Below are 19,045 nucleotides of genomic sequence, written 5' to 3' on the forward strand. Positions count from 1 at the left end.
GGATTGAGATGTTTAGTTTTTTAGAAAAAAATCCATTCTTTTTCACGGTTGCTTTTTTGTTAGTTTTCTCTATTGCTGGACTTGTGGAGGTTTTGCCCGGTTTTGCGAAGAAAGCTCAACCTATTGAAGGTTTAAAGCCTTATTCACTGCTTGAGACTGCGGGACGACAAGTGTATATCGCAGAGGGCTGCTACAACTGCCACTCACAGCTTATCCGTCCGTTTAAAGCAGAAACAGACAGATATGGCGCATACAGCCTAAGTGGCGAATATGCTTATGATAGACCATTTTTATGGGGTTCAAAGCGTACAGGACCTGATTTACACAGGGTAGGAGATAGATTAAAATCTGTGGATTGGCACGATGGACATATGAGAGACCCAAAATCGCGTGTGCCTGGCTCGATTATGCCAGCCTATGAGCATCTTTATACAAAAAATACTGATTTTGAAACCGCATTTGCAGAAGCCTATACGCAAAAGGTGGTATTTGGTGTGCCTTATGATACTGAAAATGGCGTGCAAATTGGCGCAGAATCTTATAAAAAAGGCGATTTAAGCTCGCTTGCTAAAGCAAAGGAAATCTTTATGCAAGAAGCAAAAGTTGTTGTTGATGATATGGTAAGCCAAGATGTCAAAGAAGCATTTGAAAAAGGTGAGGTTAAGCAGATTGTAGCACTTATTGCTTATATGAATAGTCTAGGGCAATCACGGCGTGTGGGCGCAACTCCATCGCAGGCGCAATAAAATGACTGCCGAACTCTTAAAAATCATCACAGCCTATCAAAAGGAGATATATCTTATCGTTACGCTCTTGCTTGTGGCGTTTTTGTATGGATATGTCTATCATCTTTACTCCTCGCAGCGCAAGGGGGTTAAAGACTATGAGAAATATGCTAAGTTGGCATTAGATGATAATCTTGATGATGAATTAGTTGAGCCACGAAAACAAAATTCAATAAAGGGGAACTAAGATGAATTGGTCAGATAATATAACTACGCTAGGGTTACTAGGTGCTTTTGTTATCTTGATACTTACCATTGTTGTGATGGGAGTGTATCTTAAAAAGATTAGAGATAGCAAGGCTGTGGGTGAAGCTGTGGGTGAAAGTTGGGACGGTATTGGCGAGCAGACAAATAATGTCCCTGTAGGCTGGGCTGCATGCTTTTTGGGTGTGATTATTTGGGGTTTTTGGTATATCTTTTTGGGCTATCCGCTTAATGCCTATTCCCAACTAGGTGAATACAATCAAGAAGTGCAAAGCTATAACAAAAAATACGCACCCATTTGGGAAAAACTTAGCGAAGATGAGCTAAGCAATATGGGAAAAAGTATATTCCTTGTCCAATGCGCGCAATGCCATGGAATTACTGCTGAAGGTATGAATGGCAAAGCAAGAGACTTGACAAAATGGGCAAAAGAAGATGGCATTATCGAAGTTATCAAGCATGGAAGCAAGGGCTTAGAATATATGGCTGGAGAAATGGCAGCACTAGAGATAAGTGATGAGGAGGCAAAGGCTGTAGCGGCATATATTATGCAAGATATTTCAGCAGTGAAAGCTACAAAATATCCACTTGAAGCAGCCAAAGGCAAAGAAGTCTTTGCAATGTATTGTGCCTCATGCCATGGCGATGAGGGCAGAGGTAATGGCGCTGGAGTAGATGGCTTTGCACCAGATTTAAGCAAATATGGCACAACAGAGTTTTTAACCGAAGTGCTTAACAAAGGTAAAAAAGGCTTAATCGGCTCTATGCCATCATTTAATTACGCAAACTTTGCCCCCAGTCAAAAAGAGGCGTTAAATGTATTTATTCGCTCTTTAGAATCTCAAGCAGAATAAGGAGGATTGTATGAATGGACTATTTGGAATTAATGGTTTAACAGGCTTTATCGTTGCTGTGGTGCTTTTACTAAGCATTGTTGCTGGGCTAGGCACTTGCGCTATCCTCATACAAAAAGCAGAGGCGACACATTATTATAAAATTGAGCATATAGATTCAATCAAGCAAATTGATACGCAAAACGCGCAACATCGCGTGAGCAAATAAGGAGGGAATATGAAATTTACACTTATTGAAAAGGTTCTTGCAACCCTCATCATCATCACCATTGCTATGACTATCATCATTCCCTTTGTTCCTAATCTCTTTTTGCATTTGGTTTAGAATGTTCCTACATTTAAAGAGGTTAGCCTTTGCTAGCCTCTTATGCACGCTTTCTTATGCTTCATCTTCTCCAAAGAATTATGTGCTTGATAATCCTGATTGGCTTTTAGTCCCCAAAAGTGTGGCATTTGTGCAGACGCTCTCAAATGAGCTTTTTACTAAAACTGGCTATTCCCTTTATGTCGCCCTTGTGGATAAAACCCCACAAGATGCATCACTTAATCTAGATTCTAAAGCCTCGCGCGAGCATTACAAACAAAGCCTTACCAAGCATCTTTCCCCACCTTATACGCTTATTGTATTTATGAAAAATGATGAAAAAATGGATATTATCAGTTCGCAGCCACAAACTTATCTTGATGAAGAAAAGGTGTATTTTGAATATATGGTGCCGCTTTTACCCAAACAAAAAGATGAAGCACTCACACCACAGCGCATATCAGCCATTGTGCTGAATGGCTATGCGCAGGCTGCTGATATGATAGCTGCGCATTTTGATGTGAAGCTTGAGCATAATATGAAAGTCGATGAAAGCGGTGGGCAAGAGTTTGTGCGCTTTAGTATGTATATTATGCTGCTTATTATGTTTGGTATCCTAGCGCTTATTTATTTCACACGCAGAAAATAAGAGGAGTTTTACATGAAAAATAAAAACTACTGGCCCCACGCCATCATCGCCATTTTGCTTTTTGGTGTAGTCATGGTGAGCATTTCTATCACCATAGCACTTAAAAATCCTATTCAAGATGAAAATACCTACTTTGGCAAAAAACGCGATGTAGATTGGCATATTAATGACATCATAAAAGAGCAAAATCACTTTAATGCCCTCTACACCATTAAGCCTATAATCCTTGATAAAAATGCCAATGAGCTAGCACATAATCCTTTTATCTTTCCCTATATGGCTCCAGCACACACGCCAGATGCGCCAGATTCTAAATCCAAACCCCTCCCGCAGGATATAACGCTCCATATAGCTCTGCAAACTAACACAGATAAAGCTCCTCCTATCTTTCATCTCTACTTAGATTCTATGCATGAGGCTAATAAATTGCAGGATTTAGGGATTTTAAAAAAAGAAGCAGATAATCTCTACACAAGCGGCGCACTGCACCTGCCGCAAGGGCGGTGGAAATTAGTGCTTAAAATCACCTATGATAATGATAAAAGCGCGTATTTTGAATCTGAAATCTTTGTTGAAAATCACGATGAGTAAGCCTAATTTGCCTTTATCTACCATATCTACCTTGCCCACTGCACGCACTGCACCCGCTTTTATGCTCATTGATGCGGCTATGGGAATTTGCATTTGTGCAAGTGCATTCGCGCTTGGCTTTAGCTTTCTTTACGCGCTTACTCCCACGCCCAAACCCTCCACATATCGCATATATAAGCAGCTTTTATTAAGTCCCAACACGCTTACAACCTCTATTAGCACGCAGTCCCAGCCCTCATTAACTTATGATGTCATAGAGCAAAGCTTTCAAGGGAGCAATGGGGAATTTTTGCGTTTTTACTCGCCCACACAAATCCGCTAATGCTGCGCGCTTATCTTTATCGCACAAAAGGAGCTTTCTCGCTGTTTGAAGCAAGTGTGAGTATTGTGATATTAGGCATTTTAGGCATTATTTGTAGCTCTATGCTACTTAATATTAGTAAAAATATCTCTTTTTCGCGCGCAAGCAACGACACAAGCATAACCATAGCCCTTTTAAAGATAGAAAATCTCCTCCAAAATGCGCTCATAGATTCTATCCTTGATGAACATAATAAGCCTCTTAGTGCGCCTACCTCATCGCTCCACTTTGCTAGCATTGAGCAGAATCTACTCTTTGGTGGCGGGTTTAAAAACACCACACCAGCTACACAAAATGATACATTGCTGCCCTCTGTCCCCATAAGCGTGGAAAGCTCCCATGATAGCACGTTGTATTTTGCCACTTCACATAGTTGGCATATTGGCGCGCCGCTTTATATTTTTGCGCAAACAAAAGCGCCTTTCACGCCCTATTACATCACTCATACTACTTCTGCTTCGCTTACTTTTGATAAACCCTTGCCCACAAAGGCGCTTTTAGCCCTTCCTATCAGTATGCATACGCTAAAATTTACTCAAAACACGCTATGGCTTGATAACGCGCCGCTTATATTTAATATAACCTCTTTTTCTATTACGCCTCACGCGTTTGCACAAGGCACTTTTCTTGAAGTGGAGATTTGCGCGATAAATGCACATTGTGAAATGGGCGGCGTGTGGCTTGATGAAATGGTAGCCATACTATGAGCGCTGCACGTATTTGGCAAGCAAAGCGCAATGGATTTTATATCATCTATGCGGTTTTGTTTATCGTTTCTATGGGGATTGCGTGTGCGTTTTATGTGCGCGAATCACATCATCGCTCCTTTACGCATGCAAGTTTGCATGCAAAAGTCCAGCTTCACCTCTACGCGCGCAGTTTAAAAGAGATGAATATACTCTGCCTAAAAGCGCGCGATTTTCATACCTGCGAGCGCCAAGCCTTTCTTTTCCCCAATGGCTATCACTTCCGCACAGCCCTTACAAGCCTCACTGCAAACACTATTTTGCTTGACATACATGGCAATGTAACGCACCCTTCCAGCACAAACATCACGCGCATTACCAAACGCTACATACTCATTACCCCATAGTATCTAGATTCTATTTTTACACCAAAAGCCCCATTTTGGCAAAAATAATGCACACTGCACATCATTTACAGAATCTAGATTCTATAATTTTTATAAATTTTTTATAAAATAAGTAAAATTTTTAGGACTTAAAATGAAGCAGTATCTTTATATCGTGCAGTCATCTTTAGAAAAAAGTAAGTGCAAAATCGGCATTACAAACGACCTAAATCGTCGGCTAAAAGAATACAACGCCATCACAGGCACATCTGCGGAGAACACATATAGCTACCTTTTTACTTGTGAAGTAAGCGATATGCGAAAAATCGAGCAAGATATAAAAAATCATTTCATAGGCTTTAGAGAGCAAGAAAATAGGGAAATTTATTTTTACAATCCAAGTTTGTTTGATATGTATGTGGATTTTATATCATCTCATGCTTGCTTTATTGCGAGACTCGATTACAAGCCGCCAAAAGATAAAAAAATAGTGAAGCCGCTTACAACGCGTAGTATGCAAGATAGGGGTGTTACAAGAAAATTATTATTAGATAAAGCTATGCGTTACCCAAATGATGAATTTTACACACGTTACGAAGATGTAGAAAAAGAATTTGCAAAATATCCTCTAACAATATGGAAAGATAAATGCGTATTTTGCAATTGCGATGACCCAGTGGGGCAAAAGCGCGACCATACAGATTCATCAGCATTTGCGCTATATTTTTTAAAGCATTTTCATCGTTTGAAATTAAAAAAGCTAATTTGCACGCATTATAGTGGCGGAATAGACCTTTTTAATACTAGGGCGACAGGCTATATATTTACAAAAGATGGTTTTAAAGAGATAAAAAATGAGCCGCCAAATTACACAGGTAGCTTTGAGGAGAAAGAATCAGTTAGGATTCTAAATGAGGAGGCGGACATTGTCTGCACGAATCCGCCTTTTTCTAAAGCGACAGAATATTGGCAACTATTAATTAAAAGTAAAAAGAAATTTATCATTATCTCAAATATTACAAATTGTGTAAATACTGGGTTTATACCATATTTTGCAAATAAAAAAGCGTGGGCGGGATATAATCGCGTAGATTGGTATTTAAATCCAAAAATGCAGTTAGTGCAGGCTGCTGGGCATTTTTTCACAAATATTACTATCAAAAATAGACCGACTATCAAGCGGCTAAAATTCCTGCCTTTAAATGAAATACCAGATGTATTTAAAAAATATGATGATAGCGGGACTCTGCTAGTGAATAATAGCTACATTCCAATAGATTATGACAAGCCTTTTGCCGTGTCCGCAAGGCAGATTCTAAATGGTGTGCTAGAGTGCGGATATAAAATCGTGCAACTTACGCAATATGTACCTTATATAAATGAGAAAAAACAATTTACACGTGTTTTGATACAAAAAATAGATGCAGAGGCTTAACTTACAGAATCTAGATTCTATCCGCGGACATCAAGCAAAGATTCTCTAAACTCATACAATGGCTTAAGATGTGCATCAACCACAATATTGCTTACCTTAAAATGTGGGAGCAAAGAAAGATTTTTCTCTAGCACTGCCTTTGTGCTTTCATATAGCACTTTTACATCAAGTGTATTGCCCTCTTTAAACACACCAATTTCACCCTCGATAATCCCTAAAGTCGGCATTATCGCGCTAAAGCGTATCTTATTTTTGCTTATTTTTTTAAGCTGCAAGACTTCATCTTTTTGGTTAATCACCAAAGTCAGCACGCCATTTTTAAGCCCAAGCAGGAGATTACTTAAAAACAAAAACTCCTCTTTGCTTTGCGCTTGCGCTAATTTATCCGCCACAAAATCCTTAAATCCCTCAAATATATCGTTATTTTTGCCTAGCTCCTCTAAATCTTGCAGGCTAAATTTAAGCGGCGCGTGGGCAAAAGATTCTAAGATTTTAGGCTGCGCAATGACATTGCGCAAGGCAATATGCCCCAAACTACTGCGCCCCATTTCCCCCCAATAGCGCTGCCCAACGATAAGCTCTTTATGGCTTTTGGTTTGGATTTGCTGCGCGCCAATTTGCAAAAGATACAAATCACCCTTAAGCTTAGCCATAACCTTAATGAGCATAGGCAGTGAAGCATTATAGGTCGTTGGAGTTTGCGCGCTTTTAAGCGTAGCGGCGATTTTTTGAAGCTTTTCTATCATATTTAAAGCTCATCATAGAATCTTTCAAACGCGCTAGCAATGGCTAAACTCACATCAAATTTTGAGCCGCTCACTGCTTGAATGTTATTTTGTGTGATAATTTGTATGTGATTTTCCTCGCTGCCAAAGGGATTATCCGCGCCAATGACATTTAAGCACACCATATCACAATGCTTTTTTGCTAGCATATCGCGCGCGTAATCTTGCGCACTTGCCTCATCGCTTTCAGCCTTAAAGCCAATTTTAAAAGCACTATGCGCAGGGATAGAATCTAGCACATCTGGTGTTTTGAAGCATTGTAGTTTTAATACATCGCCCACTTGCTGCTTTTTTAGCTTGCCATTATAGAATCTAGGCGCATAATCTGCTAATGCCGCTGCCATAAACACAATATGTTTATGTGCTTTATCTAGGCTATGAGATGCTTTTGGGCGCGTTTTAGAGGTTTTAGAATCTGCATTTTTGGCATTTATAGAATCTAGGCGCACATTTAGTGCTTCGTTTGTGGCGCGTGCATAGTCTTGCACACTTTGCACCTGCACATATTCCACCCCTAAAGGCAGCTCTAATGCACTGCTTGCGATGAGCTTTACTTGAGCGCCTAGCATATAGAGCGCGATAGCAAGATAGCTTGCCTGCTTGCCGCTGCTGTAGTTAGAAATGTAGCGCACGCAATCTATGCTCTCTTTTGAGCCACCACCTGTAACAATCACGGCTCTATTGTGCCAAAGCGAGCGCGTTTTAGTATGTAAGATTCTGCCTAGCCTAAATATTATCTCCTGCACATTTGCAAGCGCGCCCTCACCCTCATCACCACAAGCAAGTAACCCTGCGCGAGGAGGGATAATCTCATATCCTAAACCCGCAAGCTTATGCAGATTTTCCTGTGTTTGGGGAGCATAGAGCATGGTAGTATTCATAGCTGGAGCGATGATTTTTTTAGCTTGACTAGCTAAAAGTGTGGCGAGCAGGACATTATCAGCCGCACCTATGGCAATTTTAGCAATCGTATTAGCGCTAGCAGGAGCGACAAGCACCACATCTGCCCATTTTGCATAGCCAATATGATTAACATCATTGCTCCATGATTGATTATGCTCGCATAAAACGACATTGCCGCTTAGGGCTTCAAAGCTTAAGGGTTGGACAAATTTGCAAGCCTCACTACTCATCACCACCTTAATATGTGCGCCATACTTTCTAAGCTGGGAGATGCAATCAAGTATTTTATATGCAGCGATTGAGCCGCTTATGAGGATTAGGATTTTTTGATGGGTAAAAATAGGCCGCATTGCTCTCCCTTATAGAATCTAGATTCTGTAATCTAGCATAAGGGAGCTTATTTTGAGGTTATTTCACTTGGTCTTTAATAAATCTATCAGCGTGGTAGAGGTCATTGCCATTAGAGCCAATAAGCCTAATTTTATCCACTATGCCGCGGAATAAAGCCTCCTCTTCATGCTGCTCTTTGACATACCATTGCAAAAAATTAAATGTCGCATAATCCTTGCTTTGCAATGTGAAATCCACTAAATCATTAATAGATTGCGTGATTTTTAGCTCGTGCGCGTAAGTTTTTTCAAACACATCAAGCAATCCTTTAAACTTTGTTTCAGGTGCTGCCACTTGCCCAATGCTCACTTTAGAATCTGTTTCATTAAGATAAGTGATTAAACGTTTTGCGTGGTCGCTCTCTTCACCTGCGTGTTGGAACAAAAATAACCCCGCACCATCAAAGCTATTTTCATAGCACCAAGAGCTCATACTCAAATAGAGATTTGCTGCATACATTTCTTTTGCCACTTGCTCGTTGAGCATTTTTACAACTTCTTTTGAAATCATTTTCCGTCCTTTAATGAGAATTTAAAAACGACGGAATTGTAGATTCTATTTCCTAAAATTATCCTTAAAATTTTATCATTTTTGTATTATTTTGAGAATATCATCATTACTAAGCCACCAAGAATTCGTCTGGCTGCTATATTCAAAGCCTGATTCAACATCTTTACCATACTCATTTTTAAGAGTTTTATGATAATTAACAGGCGTTTGGAAATTGATAGTTGGCATAATGATATAAAACTTTTCAAATTCTACACATAAATGAGAATCATCTCGCGGCACCATCACTTCGTGTAATTTCTCACCCGGGCGTATGCCAATGATTTTATGCGGCAGGTTTGGGGCTAGTGCAGTGGCTAGCTGCGTGATTTTCACACTTGGGATTTTAGGGATAAAAATCTCTCCGCCATGCATTCGCTCAAGATTTTCTAGCACAAAATCTACACCAGATTCTAAAGTGATAAAAAACCTGCTCATACGCTCATCAGTGATAGGTAGCTCTTTTGCGCCCTGCTCTATAAGCTTTTGAAAAAATGGAATGACCGAGCCGCGCGAACCCACGACATTGCCATAGCGCACTACACTAAATTTAGAATCTTTGCTCCCCTTAATATTATTTGCTGTTACAAAAAGCTTATCGCTGCATAGCTTTGTCGCGCCATAGAGATTAATGGGATTGGCTGCTTTGTCCGTGCTTAGCGCGATAATGTGTTTGACATTATTGCTTAAACACGCGCTTATTACATTGCTTGCGCCATCGATATTAGTCTTTATACACTCCATAGGATTATATTCTGCAATGGGCACATGCTTGAGCGCTGCGGCATGAATGCAAATATCTACCCCATTTAGCGCAACCTCAAGGCGGCTTTTATCCCTCACATCGCCGATAAAATAGCGCATTCGTTTATCCTTAAAGACTTGTGCCATCTCATATTGCTTAAGTTCATCGCGGCTGTAAATGATGATTTTTTTAGGATTATGCTGCTTTAAAACACGCTCGACAAACTTCTTGCCAAAGCTCCCCGTGCCGCCTGTAACCAAAATCGTTTTAGAATCTACCAAATGCGACATATATGCTCCTTTATTTTATTTAACATAGCCTAAGTCTTTAAGCTTATTAGCAATTGTTACAAGTATAGGTCCTCCTGCTACTCCACCGCCACCGCCATGCTCTACTAAAATAGTAACGGCATATTGCGGATTTTCATAAGGTAAAAATGCTGTAATCCATGCGTGTGAGCGATGAAAATACTCCATTTCAGATTCTTTAATACGCTTCTGCACATCTTGAGGGATACCCACCACTTGAGCTGTGCCTGTTTTGCACGCTAGGCTTACTCTTGTGCCTTGTGTGCGAAAATACGCCGTCCCTCCCGGAATAGAGCAGACTTGATACATACCCTTGCGCAGAACTTCAAGTTTTGACTTTTGCAAATCATTCAGCACATCTTTTGTAGGAAAATCCGCAGGCTTGCCATTAAAATCCTTAGCAAAATGCGGTGTTACAAGCTTACCAGAAGCGATAAGAGCTGTGTAGCGCGCAATTTGCATAGGTGTGGAGAGAAAATACCCCTGCCCGATAGAAGTAGTAATCGTATCCCCTCCATACCACTGCTCACCATATCGCCGCAATTTCCATTCAGGTGTGGGTAATATGCCGCTCACCTCATTTGGTATATCAACGCCTGTTGGCTCACCTATACCCATTTGGCGCAATACGCTAGCGATATTTTCAATACCCGTGCGTTGGGAGAGAATATAAAAATACACATCAACAGATTCTCTAATGGCTTTAATAGCGTCCGAACTCCCATGCCCAGAAGCTTTCCAATCGCGGAATTTGCGATTGCCAAACTCAATAAAAGGAGGCGTTTGGATAGTGGTGTATTCACTAATGTTGGCAAACTCTAAAAAAGCTAGCACCATACCCATTTTAATCACAGAGCCGGGTGGATAGCGCCCATAGACAAGCTTATTAATAAGCGGTTTATGCACATTTTGCGTTAATTCTTGCCAGTTTTTACGGCTTATGCCATCTACAAAATAGTTAATATTATACTCCGGATAGCTCCCCGCAGCTAAAATCTCGCCATTATGCACATTCATAACAATCACAGCCCCAGAGCGATTAATAAACTCCGCATCAATGCTTTCTTGTAATTTTAAATCTAATGAAAGCCGCAAATCATTGCGCTTTGAGACATTATCTTCTTGCAGGAGTTTAATTTCTTTATACAAAGAGTTAATTTGAGATTTTCTATATCCAGCCTCACCCTGCAAGTAGTTATTGTAGGTCTTTTCTATGCCCTCTTTGCCAATGACTTTGCTAAATTGTGAAAGCGGATTTTTTTCAATATCTTTATTATTTGCCTTTGCCACATAGCCAATCACATGCGATGCCGCGCTTTCATTGGGATAAAATCTTTTCGTATTTGCCGCTACAATTACATACGGAGAGCGCTTCAAATACGCATAAATACTTAGCATTTGCGCATAAGGCACAAACGGCACAAGCTCCACAGGCACATGATTATAGGCGTGATTATTTTTTGTATAAATGGCAAGGAGATTATCTTTATCAAGTTCAGGCAAAAAAGAGACAATGCGCGTAATTTCAGATTCTATTACTTGCTTACTGCGTATTTTTGGCATAAGCGAAATGGAAAATCCTATTTCATTAATGGCTAAAGGCTCATTATTTCTATCGAGAATAAGCCCGCGCATTGGCACAAGCACTTGGGTTTTTAGCGCATTTTTCTCTGCGAGCTTTTCATAATATTCGTGGTTTATGACATTCACCACAAAAAGGCGTATGCTAATAATAAGCCACACTAGCACAAAAAACAAAATTAAGATTCTATAACGCAGGCTCATATAAACATCGCTACTAATATTTCAATTATCATATAATAAAGCATTATCCACACACTAGGCGTGATATTGCTCCCCAACATAGAATCTAGCACACAAGATAATAGATAAAAGCCCACATATGCTAAGCTTACATAAGTTGCCCTAGCGATGCGTGGAGTATTTAGCACAGCCTGTATGCGTGGGATAATAAGCACATATAGCACTAAGAATAAGCCTAAAATCATACCCATAGGCAGCCCATTCTCTGCTTCAATAAGCGCCATACCCGCCAGTATGGCTAAAAATCCATAAAAATTATCCTCCTTATCAAAGCGCATAAATAAACTAAGACACACGCCAATGAGTGGGGGCAGCCACAGCAGCATACCTGCTGCACTCTCATAAACACATAGCGCAAGAAAAAGCGCTAAAGCTAGCAGAGTTTGTTTATAAGCGCCACTTCGTCGCATATTGGAAAATGTTTGCATTTGATACAATCCGCCCATATTTTTTGATTTGGTAAAAGTGATTTCTCTATTATAACAAAACCTAGCCTTTGGAATAAATTAGCCTCATAGGTAAGCACTAAAATCTCTTTCAAGCCTAAATGCCTGCCCTCCTCGCACGCGCTCTGCACTAATTTACTCCCTAGCCCAAAGCCCCTAAACTCCTTTTTGACTACCAGCGAGCGCACTTCGGCTAAATCTTTAGAATATACATACAAAGCGCAAAATCCCGCTATCTCCCCACTTTGCTTATAGCGCGCTAAATGATAAGAGCGGATAGCATTTGCCATCTCATCTTCGCTACGCTCTAAAATCACACCATTTTTTACCTCAATGCTAACAATGGCGCGCATTTGCTCAATATCAGCTAATGTGGGCTTTGTGATTACAAATTCCATGTGCTTAATCCTAACACATACTGCGCAATACCCTCGCGCAGCTGCGTGATAGAAGTCATTTTATGATGAGTTTTTGTCGCGCTAAAAATATAAGCCCTATGCGCCTTATCTTGTGCTAAATGCCCTTTAAGCGCGTTTAGCTCGCTTTGCTTAAGCTTATCGGCTTTAGTGTAGATTCTCAAAATATATTGGTCATTATGGCAGATACGCTCAAGCATTTGTCCCACAGATATATCAATCTCCATTTGCGTATGGCGCGCATCAAGCAAATGCAAGAATAATTTAATAGAGCCGCGCGCGAGCAAAAAATCCATAAGATGTTTTTGCCATTGCTTTTGCAAAGTCTTGCTTACCTTTGCATACCCAAAGCCGGGCAAATCAATCAAAGTAAGGGGTAAGGGCTGCTTATCTAAAGTCCAAAGCGAATAGAAAAAATTAATAAGCTGTGTTTTGCCCGGAGTAGAGGAGCTTTTAGCCAATGGCTTATTTAAGAGTGCGTTAATAAGCGTGCTTTTACCTACATTACTGCGCCCTAAAAAGACAATTTCAGAATCTACAGGCGGCGGGGCATTAAAAATGCTGCTCGCGCTGCTTAGAAAATGAGATTGCACCACTTGTATCATATGCTTTACTCACTGGTTTTGTCTTTAGATTCCATAATGAAAGTAATCATGCCCGGCTTTTGGTTAGAGCCTTTAATGAAAGCCTCTTGAGTTTTTGGATTAAACACAATAATATTGCCTTTAATGGTATTTTGCTTGCCTACTTCCTCGATAATGGCATTATCAATGAGCTGATACTCATCTTTAAGCGCATCATAAATAGCCTTTGCTGCCTTGCCTTTCATTTCTTTGTCGGGCATTTTGGTGTGAAATCTCACATTGCCTATGGCGGTGTATTTTTGCGGCTGATTTTTTTTATCTGTTTGGATAATGACCTTATCTGCCCATAGTTTATCCCCGCCCTTAACCACCACCACTTCACCATTAAGCTCTGTAACGCCCTTTTTTAAATCACTTTGGAAGCTTTTTGCACTCACTTCAAGCTTTTCTTCTACTCCCAAAGCACCTACACATAGCCATAATATCAAGCATATTTTGCGCATTACTTGCCCCCCATTGCCATATCTGCGATTACAGAATCTGCGCGCATATCGCCTTTAAGCGTATCATAATAAATATTTTGCCCTGTGGCTTGCGTATTTTCATTAGCAAAGACAAAATCCCCTCTGCCTTTAAAACTACGACTTTGATAGTCATACACTCCCCATTTACTCCAAAAGCTTAATCCATCAATGCGCAAGTAATTTGCCCCTTGAGAAAAGGTATAAAGTCCATTTTTGCTTAACACAAAGGGCGCGTAAATGTATTCATTGAGCTTATTATTGATTTGATTAACAAAAATGTCATAAATTTCCTCATGGTTTTCAAATCGCAACGCCCTAACCCCCTCCGAAATCGCCCGACAATACTGCGTATCAAGCATATAAAGTGTGAAATTTGATATTTCAATATTTGGTACTTCTTTGCCAATAGCCTTGTGTGTGGCATTTTCTTGCGTGAAAAATACAATGCTGGCTAAACTTGCAACAAGTAGTGCTATAAAAAATGCGTAGATTCTATAAGAAATATTTTTCAAGCTTTTTGTCTCCATTGAGTTTTAGCACATCTTCTATCATTTCGCGCACAGCGCCATCTCCGCCGCGCGATTTGAGAATCTTATAGGCATATTTTTTTAAAGCCTTTGCGCCATTACTTGGCATATAGGCTTTTTTGCAGATTCTAAACATACCTAAGTCATTCAAATCATCGCCTATGCACGCCACTTCAGAATCTGCAAGATTAAGTTGTGCTAATAGATTTCTTAGCACTTCTGCCTTATTTTCCACACCCATAAAAATATGTTCTATACCCACTTCAGCAGCGCGTTTGCGCACGATTTGAGAATCTCTGCCCGTGATAATAGCACTTGGACGCGCTAGATAACGATTCCACACGCTAATAGCTAACCCATCGCGTATATCAAAGCTCTTTATCTCCTCCCCACTTTGCGTGTAATACACCTTGCCATCGCTTAATGTGCCATCTACATCAAATACTAAAAGCTTAATCATAATACACCTTTTGTCGATGGAGTGAGGATTCTAGGATTTAAAGTCAGCGCGCGGCGCAAACTCACGCCAAAAGCCTTAAACATCGCCTCAATAATGTGATGCAAATTTTTACCCCTTTTTAGCACAATATGCACGCTTAAGTGCGCATTAAAGCTTAGCGCACGGAAAAACTCCTCCACAAGCTCCACATCAAGCTCCCCTACCATACCCTTAAAGGGCAATTTATACGCATGCGTATCAAAGACTAAAAATGCCCGATTACTCACATCAATATCACACTCTGCGCATGCTTCGTCCATTACTACACTTGCATTGCCAAATCGCTCAATGCCCTGCACCGGATAAATCCCTTGAGCTAATGCCTGCCCTAAGAGTATGCCACAATCCTCTACGCTATGATGTCCATCAATGTGCGTATCACCCTTGCATTGCAAATTTAAATCCATAAGCGAATGCTTAGTGAGTGCTTCTAGCATATGATTAAAAAATCCAACCCCGCTTTGTATATGCGCATTGCCACTGCCATAGATTGAAAGTGAAAGCGCAATATCTGTCTCTTTGGTTTTGCGTGTAAGCTCTATCACATCTGCATTGTGCATTATCGCTCCTTTAGTTGTCCTAGATTCTAATCACGGATAAAAAATCCCCCCTGAATCTGCGTATTTTTCTTTAAAAAATCGCGTGCCTCTTGCTCGCTTTTAAATCCTCGCAAAAACACACGATAAATAGGCGCGCCATCAAGCTCAAATTCTTTCATTACACTTTGATATGGCGGCATATGTGAATATCGCTCTTGCGTTATGCGCGCACCCTCACTGCGCCTAAATGCACCCACTTGAATAGCAAAATCCCCTCCGCTTACAGATTTTGGCGTATTATCTACTTTAAATTCACCGCCGATAATATCATCACTCTGCACATTTTGCACATTGCTTTCTTTATTAATCACCCCGCCAAAGCCAATCACTTCTAGTCGCACTTTAGCCGTGCCAACTTTTACCATATCAATATCTTGCGCGGCGGCATTGCTTAAATCAATAATGCGTCCCTCCACAAATGGACCTCTATCATTTATGCGCACAATGGTGCTTTTGCCATTTTCGACATTGAGCACTTTTACGACTGTATTCATAGGGAAAGTCTTATGCGCAGCTGTGTGGGCATACATATTGTAAGTTTCGCCATTTGAAGTTTGCTTTGCATGAAAATCAGGTCCATACCAACTCGCATAGCCATCAAACTTATCTCCAAGACTCACTTTTTCAGGATAATACCACTTGCCTGCCACTTGATAAGGGCGCATAGTGGCTTCTTGTATGGCAGGAGATTCTCTCATTGATGTGCCACCAATATTTGGCGTAATACCTTGATTAAACGCATCTAAATCATCAAAACTATCATTAAAGCCTTTCGCCTTTGTGCCGCTCTCTTGCCCCCATGGCGTGCTTTTCTCCGCACAGCCTAAAAACGCGCCCAAAACACCACAACATAGAGCAAATACACAAAATCTCATATATGCTTTCATATGCTTTCATACTCCTTTAGCAATATTATCGCCCACTATCGTCTATCGGCAAGTTTAGCCTTCATAATAGGAATAGTAAGCTTTTGATTAGCCACAATACGCGAGCCTTTAATATTATTTACCGCCTGCAGCTCTTTGACTGAAGTCTTATAAGCGCGCGCAATAGAGCCTAGATTCTCACCTTTTTGCACAATATGCGTGATAAATACTGATTGCTTTTGTTTGCTCTCATCAAAATTTTGCTTAAAAGTGCGCAGTTTATCATAGGGCAAATACACATTGTAGCGCTTATTCCCCGGAGGCAAAATAGAGCGCGTGAAATGGCGATTGTATTTTTGCAATTCACTTAAAGAGATTTTCGCACTCTTTGCAATGCTACTTAGAGAAATGCCTCCTTTGACACTCACGCTTGCAATGCTATCTGTCGCGCCACGATTAAGCAAATAGTCCATATTTTGTGATTTTAAAAAATCCACATCATTAAAAAGCAAGCTCATAGCCAAAATCGTGCGTATGTAATTGCGCGTTTCAGCCGGGATATATTGCGCTTCATCATCTAAGAGCGTCTCTATGCTTTTATCTCCGCCAGCCTCCTCAATACCTCTTTTTAATCGCCCTAGCCCACAATTATACGCCATCGCAGCCAGATACCACTCGCCTGTAGATTCATATAAGTATTTTAAATATTTTATAGCCGCCTCTGTGCTTTTAATAGGGTCTTTGCGCTCATCGATATAATCACTAATCTCTAGCCCCAATCCCCGCGCCGTAGCAGGCATAATCTGCCAAATCCCTATGGCTTTTGCCTTACTTTTAGCGCTCGCATTAAATTCAGATTCTGCCATAGCAAGAAAGAGGAATTCTTGTGGGATTTGCTCCTTTGCAATCATATTTTTAAGCGTGGGGATAAACTCATAGCTATGCTCAAAGCGTTGGGCGAAATACTGCCATTTATCTTGGATTCTCTGTGCTTTTGCATTATCGGCAATAGCGGTGATAAAGCTCGCACGCACGCCAAATGAGTTAAGCACATTATTAGTATAAGCATTATAAGTCATAGGATAAAAGTCATTATCCTCCGCCACCGCCACTAGTGCGCAAAAGCTAAGAAAAATCCACGCAAGACAATGTTTGTATGCCCGCTTATAAAAGCTTCCCCTACTTATGCTCCAAAGGCTTGTATTCCAAAGTGTTTTAAGCATCTCTCCTCCTTAGAATCCTACGCCACTTTATTGACCCCATACATTCCCCACGCATTTATAATGCTCCAAAGAGTTCTAAAGCATTGCGCGTGCTAGATTCTATAATATCTGCCTCGCTAGTCTCTAGCACTTGCGCGATTTTTTGCATAATAAGTGGAATATAGTGCGGCTCATTGCGTGTGCCTCGATGAGGGTGAGGCGTAAGATAGGGCGCGTCTGTTTCAAGCACAATGCGTTCCTTTGGGATAAGTGGCAGCACCTCAATAAGTCGCCGCGCGTTTTTAAAAGTGCATACACCGCCAATGCCATAGTAAAACCGCTCCTGCAAATTGAGCAAGATTCTATCGGCGTTATAGCAATGTAGCACGCCATAAGCTTGTGGATAGTTTTGCAAAATATCAAACGCATCAGCGCTTGCCTCCCTAATATGCACAATTAAAGGCTTTTTTAAAGCTATAGATAGCTCAATTTGGGCTATAAACGCCTCTTTTTGTGCCTGTTTTATATGCTCAATTTCTGCTTGCGTGCCTTCTTTTGGCAAATAGTAATAATCTAAGCCGCACTCGCCGATAGCCACGCATTTTTTATCCTGCGCAGATTCTATAATTTTTGTCTTATCAAAGCCATTAATATCAGTGGGGTGAATGCCCGCAGCAAAATATATATGCGCATACTCACTAGCTATGCGCCGAGCTTTGGGCAGTGTGGTAATATCCGCACCGGGGATAATGACTTTACGCACATTGCTAGCTTTGGCACGCGCGATGACACTTTGTAAATCATTGTCAAATTGCTCACTATCAAGATGGCAATGCGTGTCTATCATATAATCAAAGTGGCTCATCGCGTGCAAAAATCCTTTATGTTATGCTGATTTATGTTAAAATAAAAGGCAAGATTCTATCATAATTATCTTTATAAAATTTAAGGATTTTTAAATGTTTAGCGGATTGGTTCGAGAAATCGCGCAAGTAAAAAGCTTTTCGCGCAATACCCTTGCAGTTATAACCACACACAAAGCGCGTATCGGAGATTCTATTGCCATCAATGGCGCATGCCTCACAGCCATAGATTTTTTTAAAGGTGGCATAGCAATGGAGCTAAGCAAACACACGCAGCAAACTATCGCGCTTGAAAACTACGCACAAGGGCAGCATGTGCATTTAGAGCCAGCGCTACAGGTGGGCGATAGGCTTGATGGGCATATCGTGCAGGGGCATATTGATGGCGTAGGGCGCGTGAGTGGTATCAAGCATTATGCGCATTCGAGTGATTTTTGGATAGAATCTAGCAGCCAGATTCTATCTTTTATCGTGCCTAAAGGCTCAATATGCGTGGAGGGCATAAGTCTAACTATTACAGAATCTACGCACAATGCCTTTAAGCTCACACTTATCCCGCATACCTTGCAACACACGCTTTTTGGGGACTTTAAAGTAGGGCGGCGCGTAAATATTGAGACAGATATTATCACGCGCAGTGTGGTAAGCACGCTTAAGCATATCCTTGATACGCGAGGTATTACAAATGATGCAAGCCTTACTTGGCGGGAGATTGATAGCATTTCACTAGGATTTTAAAGGCTCTAGATTCTATAAGGGA

The 19,045-nt window shown here is 40.7% G+C and carries 26 protein-coding genes; 11 read left to right on the forward strand and 15 right to left on the reverse strand.

Annotated features, from left to right (window positions below; genetic code table 11):
- Positions 1–8 precede the first annotated feature (8 nt).
- The 10 genes from ccoO (at position 9) to LS71_RS00315 (ending at position 6,255) form a co-directional block, all read left to right on the forward strand.
- On the forward strand, positions 9–746 hold the full coding sequence (gene ccoO, locus LS71_RS00270; RefSeq protein WP_034352634.1) for a cytochrome-c oxidase, cbb3-type subunit II: 738 nt from the start codon (positions 9–11) through the stop codon (positions 744–746).
- 1 nt (position 747) lies between these two features.
- Entirely contained in the window at positions 748–972 is a 225-nt protein-coding gene (locus LS71_RS00275) for a cytochrome c oxidase, cbb3-type, CcoQ subunit (RefSeq protein WP_034352631.1), read from the forward strand.
- Position 973: 1 nt separating this feature from the next.
- Positions 974–1,843, forward strand: a complete 870-nt coding sequence (gene ccoP, locus LS71_RS00280) for a cytochrome-c oxidase, cbb3-type subunit III (protein ID WP_034352629.1) — start codon at positions 974–976, stop codon at positions 1,841–1,843.
- Between the two features lie 10 nt (positions 1,844–1,853).
- Positions 1,854–2,051 (forward strand): DUF4006 family protein, encoded by a 198-nt coding sequence (locus tag LS71_RS00285; protein WP_034352627.1) that lies wholly within the window; start codon positions 1,854–1,856, stop codon positions 2,049–2,051.
- Between the two features lie 199 nt (positions 2,052–2,250).
- A complete protein-coding gene (locus tag LS71_RS00290) occupies positions 2,251–2,796 on the forward strand; it encodes a hypothetical protein (protein WP_238700250.1) in 546 nt (181 codons plus the stop codon).
- 12 nt (positions 2,797–2,808) lie between these two features.
- A complete protein-coding gene (locus tag LS71_RS00295; protein WP_052057802.1) occupies positions 2,809–3,387 on the forward strand; it encodes a hypothetical protein in 579 nt (192 codons plus the stop codon).
- The gene (locus LS71_RS00300) at positions 3,350–3,709 is read left to right on the forward strand and encodes a hypothetical protein (RefSeq protein WP_238700251.1); all 360 of its coding nucleotides are present in this window, start codon (positions 3,350–3,352) and stop codon (positions 3,707–3,709) included. Before LS71_RS00295 ends, LS71_RS00300 begins: the two co-directional genes overlap by 38 nt.
- A gap of 56 nt (positions 3,710–3,765) precedes the next feature.
- Positions 3,766–4,455: a hypothetical protein gene (locus LS71_RS00305; RefSeq protein ID WP_138109771.1), complete on the forward strand. Its 690-nt coding sequence runs from the start codon at positions 3,766–3,768 to the stop codon at positions 4,453–4,455.
- Positions 4,452–4,841 (forward strand): hypothetical protein, encoded by a 390-nt coding sequence (locus LS71_RS00310; RefSeq protein WP_034352624.1) that lies wholly within the window; start codon positions 4,452–4,454, stop codon positions 4,839–4,841. The genes LS71_RS00305 and LS71_RS00310 overlap by 4 nt, the downstream gene beginning before the upstream one ends.
- A gap of 133 nt (positions 4,842–4,974) precedes the next feature.
- Positions 4,975–6,255, forward strand: coding sequence for an adenine-specific methyltransferase EcoRI family protein (locus tag LS71_RS00315; protein WP_034352621.1), 1,281 nt, complete (start codon positions 4,975–4,977; stop codon positions 6,253–6,255).
- 17 nt (positions 6,256–6,272) lie between these two features.
- Here the strand turns inward: LS71_RS00315 and LS71_RS00320 are convergent, their stop codons facing one another.
- The 15 genes from LS71_RS00320 to LS71_RS00390 all read right to left on the reverse strand — a co-directional run bounded on the left by LS71_RS00320 (position 6,273) and on the right by LS71_RS00390 (position 18,269).
- Positions 6,273–7,001, reverse strand: coding sequence for a hypothetical protein (locus tag LS71_RS00320; RefSeq protein WP_034352620.1), 729 nt, complete (start codon positions 6,999–7,001; stop codon positions 6,273–6,275).
- A gap of 2 nt (positions 7,002–7,003) precedes the next feature.
- Positions 7,004–8,293 (reverse strand): bifunctional phosphopantothenoylcysteine decarboxylase/phosphopantothenate--cysteine ligase CoaBC, encoded by a 1,290-nt coding sequence (gene coaBC, locus LS71_RS00325; RefSeq protein ID WP_034352618.1) that lies wholly within the window; start codon positions 8,291–8,293, stop codon positions 7,004–7,006.
- A 58-nt stretch (positions 8,294–8,351) separates the two neighbouring features.
- Positions 8,352–8,843, reverse strand: a complete 492-nt coding sequence (locus LS71_RS00330) for a ferritin (RefSeq protein ID WP_034352616.1) — start codon at positions 8,841–8,843, stop codon at positions 8,352–8,354.
- Between the two features lie 75 nt (positions 8,844–8,918).
- Positions 8,919–9,908: a UDP-N-acetylglucosamine 4,6-dehydratase (inverting) gene (gene pseB, locus LS71_RS00335; protein ID WP_034352730.1), complete on the reverse strand. Its 990-nt coding sequence runs from the start codon at positions 9,906–9,908 to the stop codon at positions 8,919–8,921.
- Between the two features lie 24 nt (positions 9,909–9,932).
- The gene (mrdA, locus tag LS71_RS00340) at positions 9,933–11,720 is read right to left on the reverse strand and encodes a penicillin-binding protein 2 (RefSeq protein ID WP_034352614.1); all 1,788 of its coding nucleotides are present in this window, start codon (positions 11,718–11,720) and stop codon (positions 9,933–9,935) included.
- Positions 11,717–12,169 carry a hypothetical protein gene (locus LS71_RS00345; protein ID WP_034352612.1) on the reverse strand — a complete coding sequence of 151 codons (453 nt, stop codon included), beginning with the start codon at positions 12,167–12,169 and terminating at the stop codon, positions 11,717–11,719. The genes mrdA and LS71_RS00345 overlap by 4 nt, the downstream gene beginning before the upstream one ends.
- On the reverse strand, positions 12,133–12,603 hold the full coding sequence (locus LS71_RS00350; protein WP_034352610.1) for an N-acetyltransferase: 471 nt from the start codon (positions 12,601–12,603) through the stop codon (positions 12,133–12,135). The genes LS71_RS00345 and LS71_RS00350 overlap by 37 nt, the downstream gene beginning before the upstream one ends.
- Positions 12,591–13,226 carry a ribosome biogenesis GTP-binding protein YihA/YsxC gene (gene yihA, locus LS71_RS00355; protein WP_034352607.1) on the reverse strand — a complete coding sequence of 212 codons (636 nt, stop codon included), beginning with the start codon at positions 13,224–13,226 and terminating at the stop codon, positions 12,591–12,593. Before yihA ends, LS71_RS00350 begins: the two co-directional genes overlap by 13 nt.
- A 5-nt stretch (positions 13,227–13,231) precedes the next feature.
- Positions 13,232–13,708 (reverse strand): lipopolysaccharide transport periplasmic protein LptA, encoded by a 477-nt coding sequence (gene lptA, locus LS71_RS00360; protein ID WP_034352605.1) that lies wholly within the window; start codon positions 13,706–13,708, stop codon positions 13,232–13,234.
- Positions 13,708–14,241, reverse strand: coding sequence for a hypothetical protein (locus LS71_RS00365; protein ID WP_034352603.1), 534 nt, complete (start codon positions 14,239–14,241; stop codon positions 13,708–13,710). The genes lptA and LS71_RS00365 overlap by 1 nt, the downstream gene beginning before the upstream one ends.
- A complete protein-coding gene (locus tag LS71_RS00370; RefSeq protein WP_034352601.1) occupies positions 14,222–14,716 on the reverse strand; it encodes a KdsC family phosphatase in 495 nt (164 codons plus the stop codon). The genes LS71_RS00365 and LS71_RS00370 overlap by 20 nt, the downstream gene beginning before the upstream one ends.
- A complete protein-coding gene (gene hisB, locus LS71_RS00375) occupies positions 14,713–15,300 on the reverse strand; it encodes an imidazoleglycerol-phosphate dehydratase HisB (protein WP_034352727.1) in 588 nt (195 codons plus the stop codon). Before hisB ends, LS71_RS00370 begins: the two co-directional genes overlap by 4 nt.
- A gap of 41 nt (positions 15,301–15,341) precedes the next feature.
- Positions 15,342–16,241, reverse strand: coding sequence for a septal ring lytic transglycosylase RlpA family protein (locus tag LS71_RS00380; protein ID WP_238700252.1), 900 nt, complete (start codon positions 16,239–16,241; stop codon positions 15,342–15,344).
- 35 nt (positions 16,242–16,276) lie between these two features.
- On the reverse strand, positions 16,277–17,443 hold the full coding sequence (locus tag LS71_RS00385; RefSeq protein WP_081946222.1) for a lytic transglycosylase domain-containing protein: 1,167 nt from the start codon (positions 17,441–17,443) through the stop codon (positions 16,277–16,279).
- Positions 17,444–17,498: 55 nt separating this feature from the next.
- A complete protein-coding gene (locus LS71_RS00390) occupies positions 17,499–18,269 on the reverse strand; it encodes a TatD family hydrolase (protein WP_034352718.1) in 771 nt (256 codons plus the stop codon).
- Between the two features lie 112 nt (positions 18,270–18,381).
- Between LS71_RS00390 and ribE the strand changes: the two genes are divergently transcribed.
- The gene (ribE, locus tag LS71_RS00395) at positions 18,382–19,023 is read left to right on the forward strand and encodes a riboflavin synthase (RefSeq protein ID WP_034352598.1); all 642 of its coding nucleotides are present in this window, start codon (positions 18,382–18,384) and stop codon (positions 19,021–19,023) included.
- The last annotated feature ends 22 nt before the right edge of the window (positions 19,024–19,045 follow it).

It is taken from the genome of Helicobacter jaachi (assembly GCF_000763135.2).
Classification (GTDB): domain Bacteria; phylum Campylobacterota; class Campylobacteria; order Campylobacterales; family Helicobacteraceae; genus Helicobacter_C; species Helicobacter_C jaachi.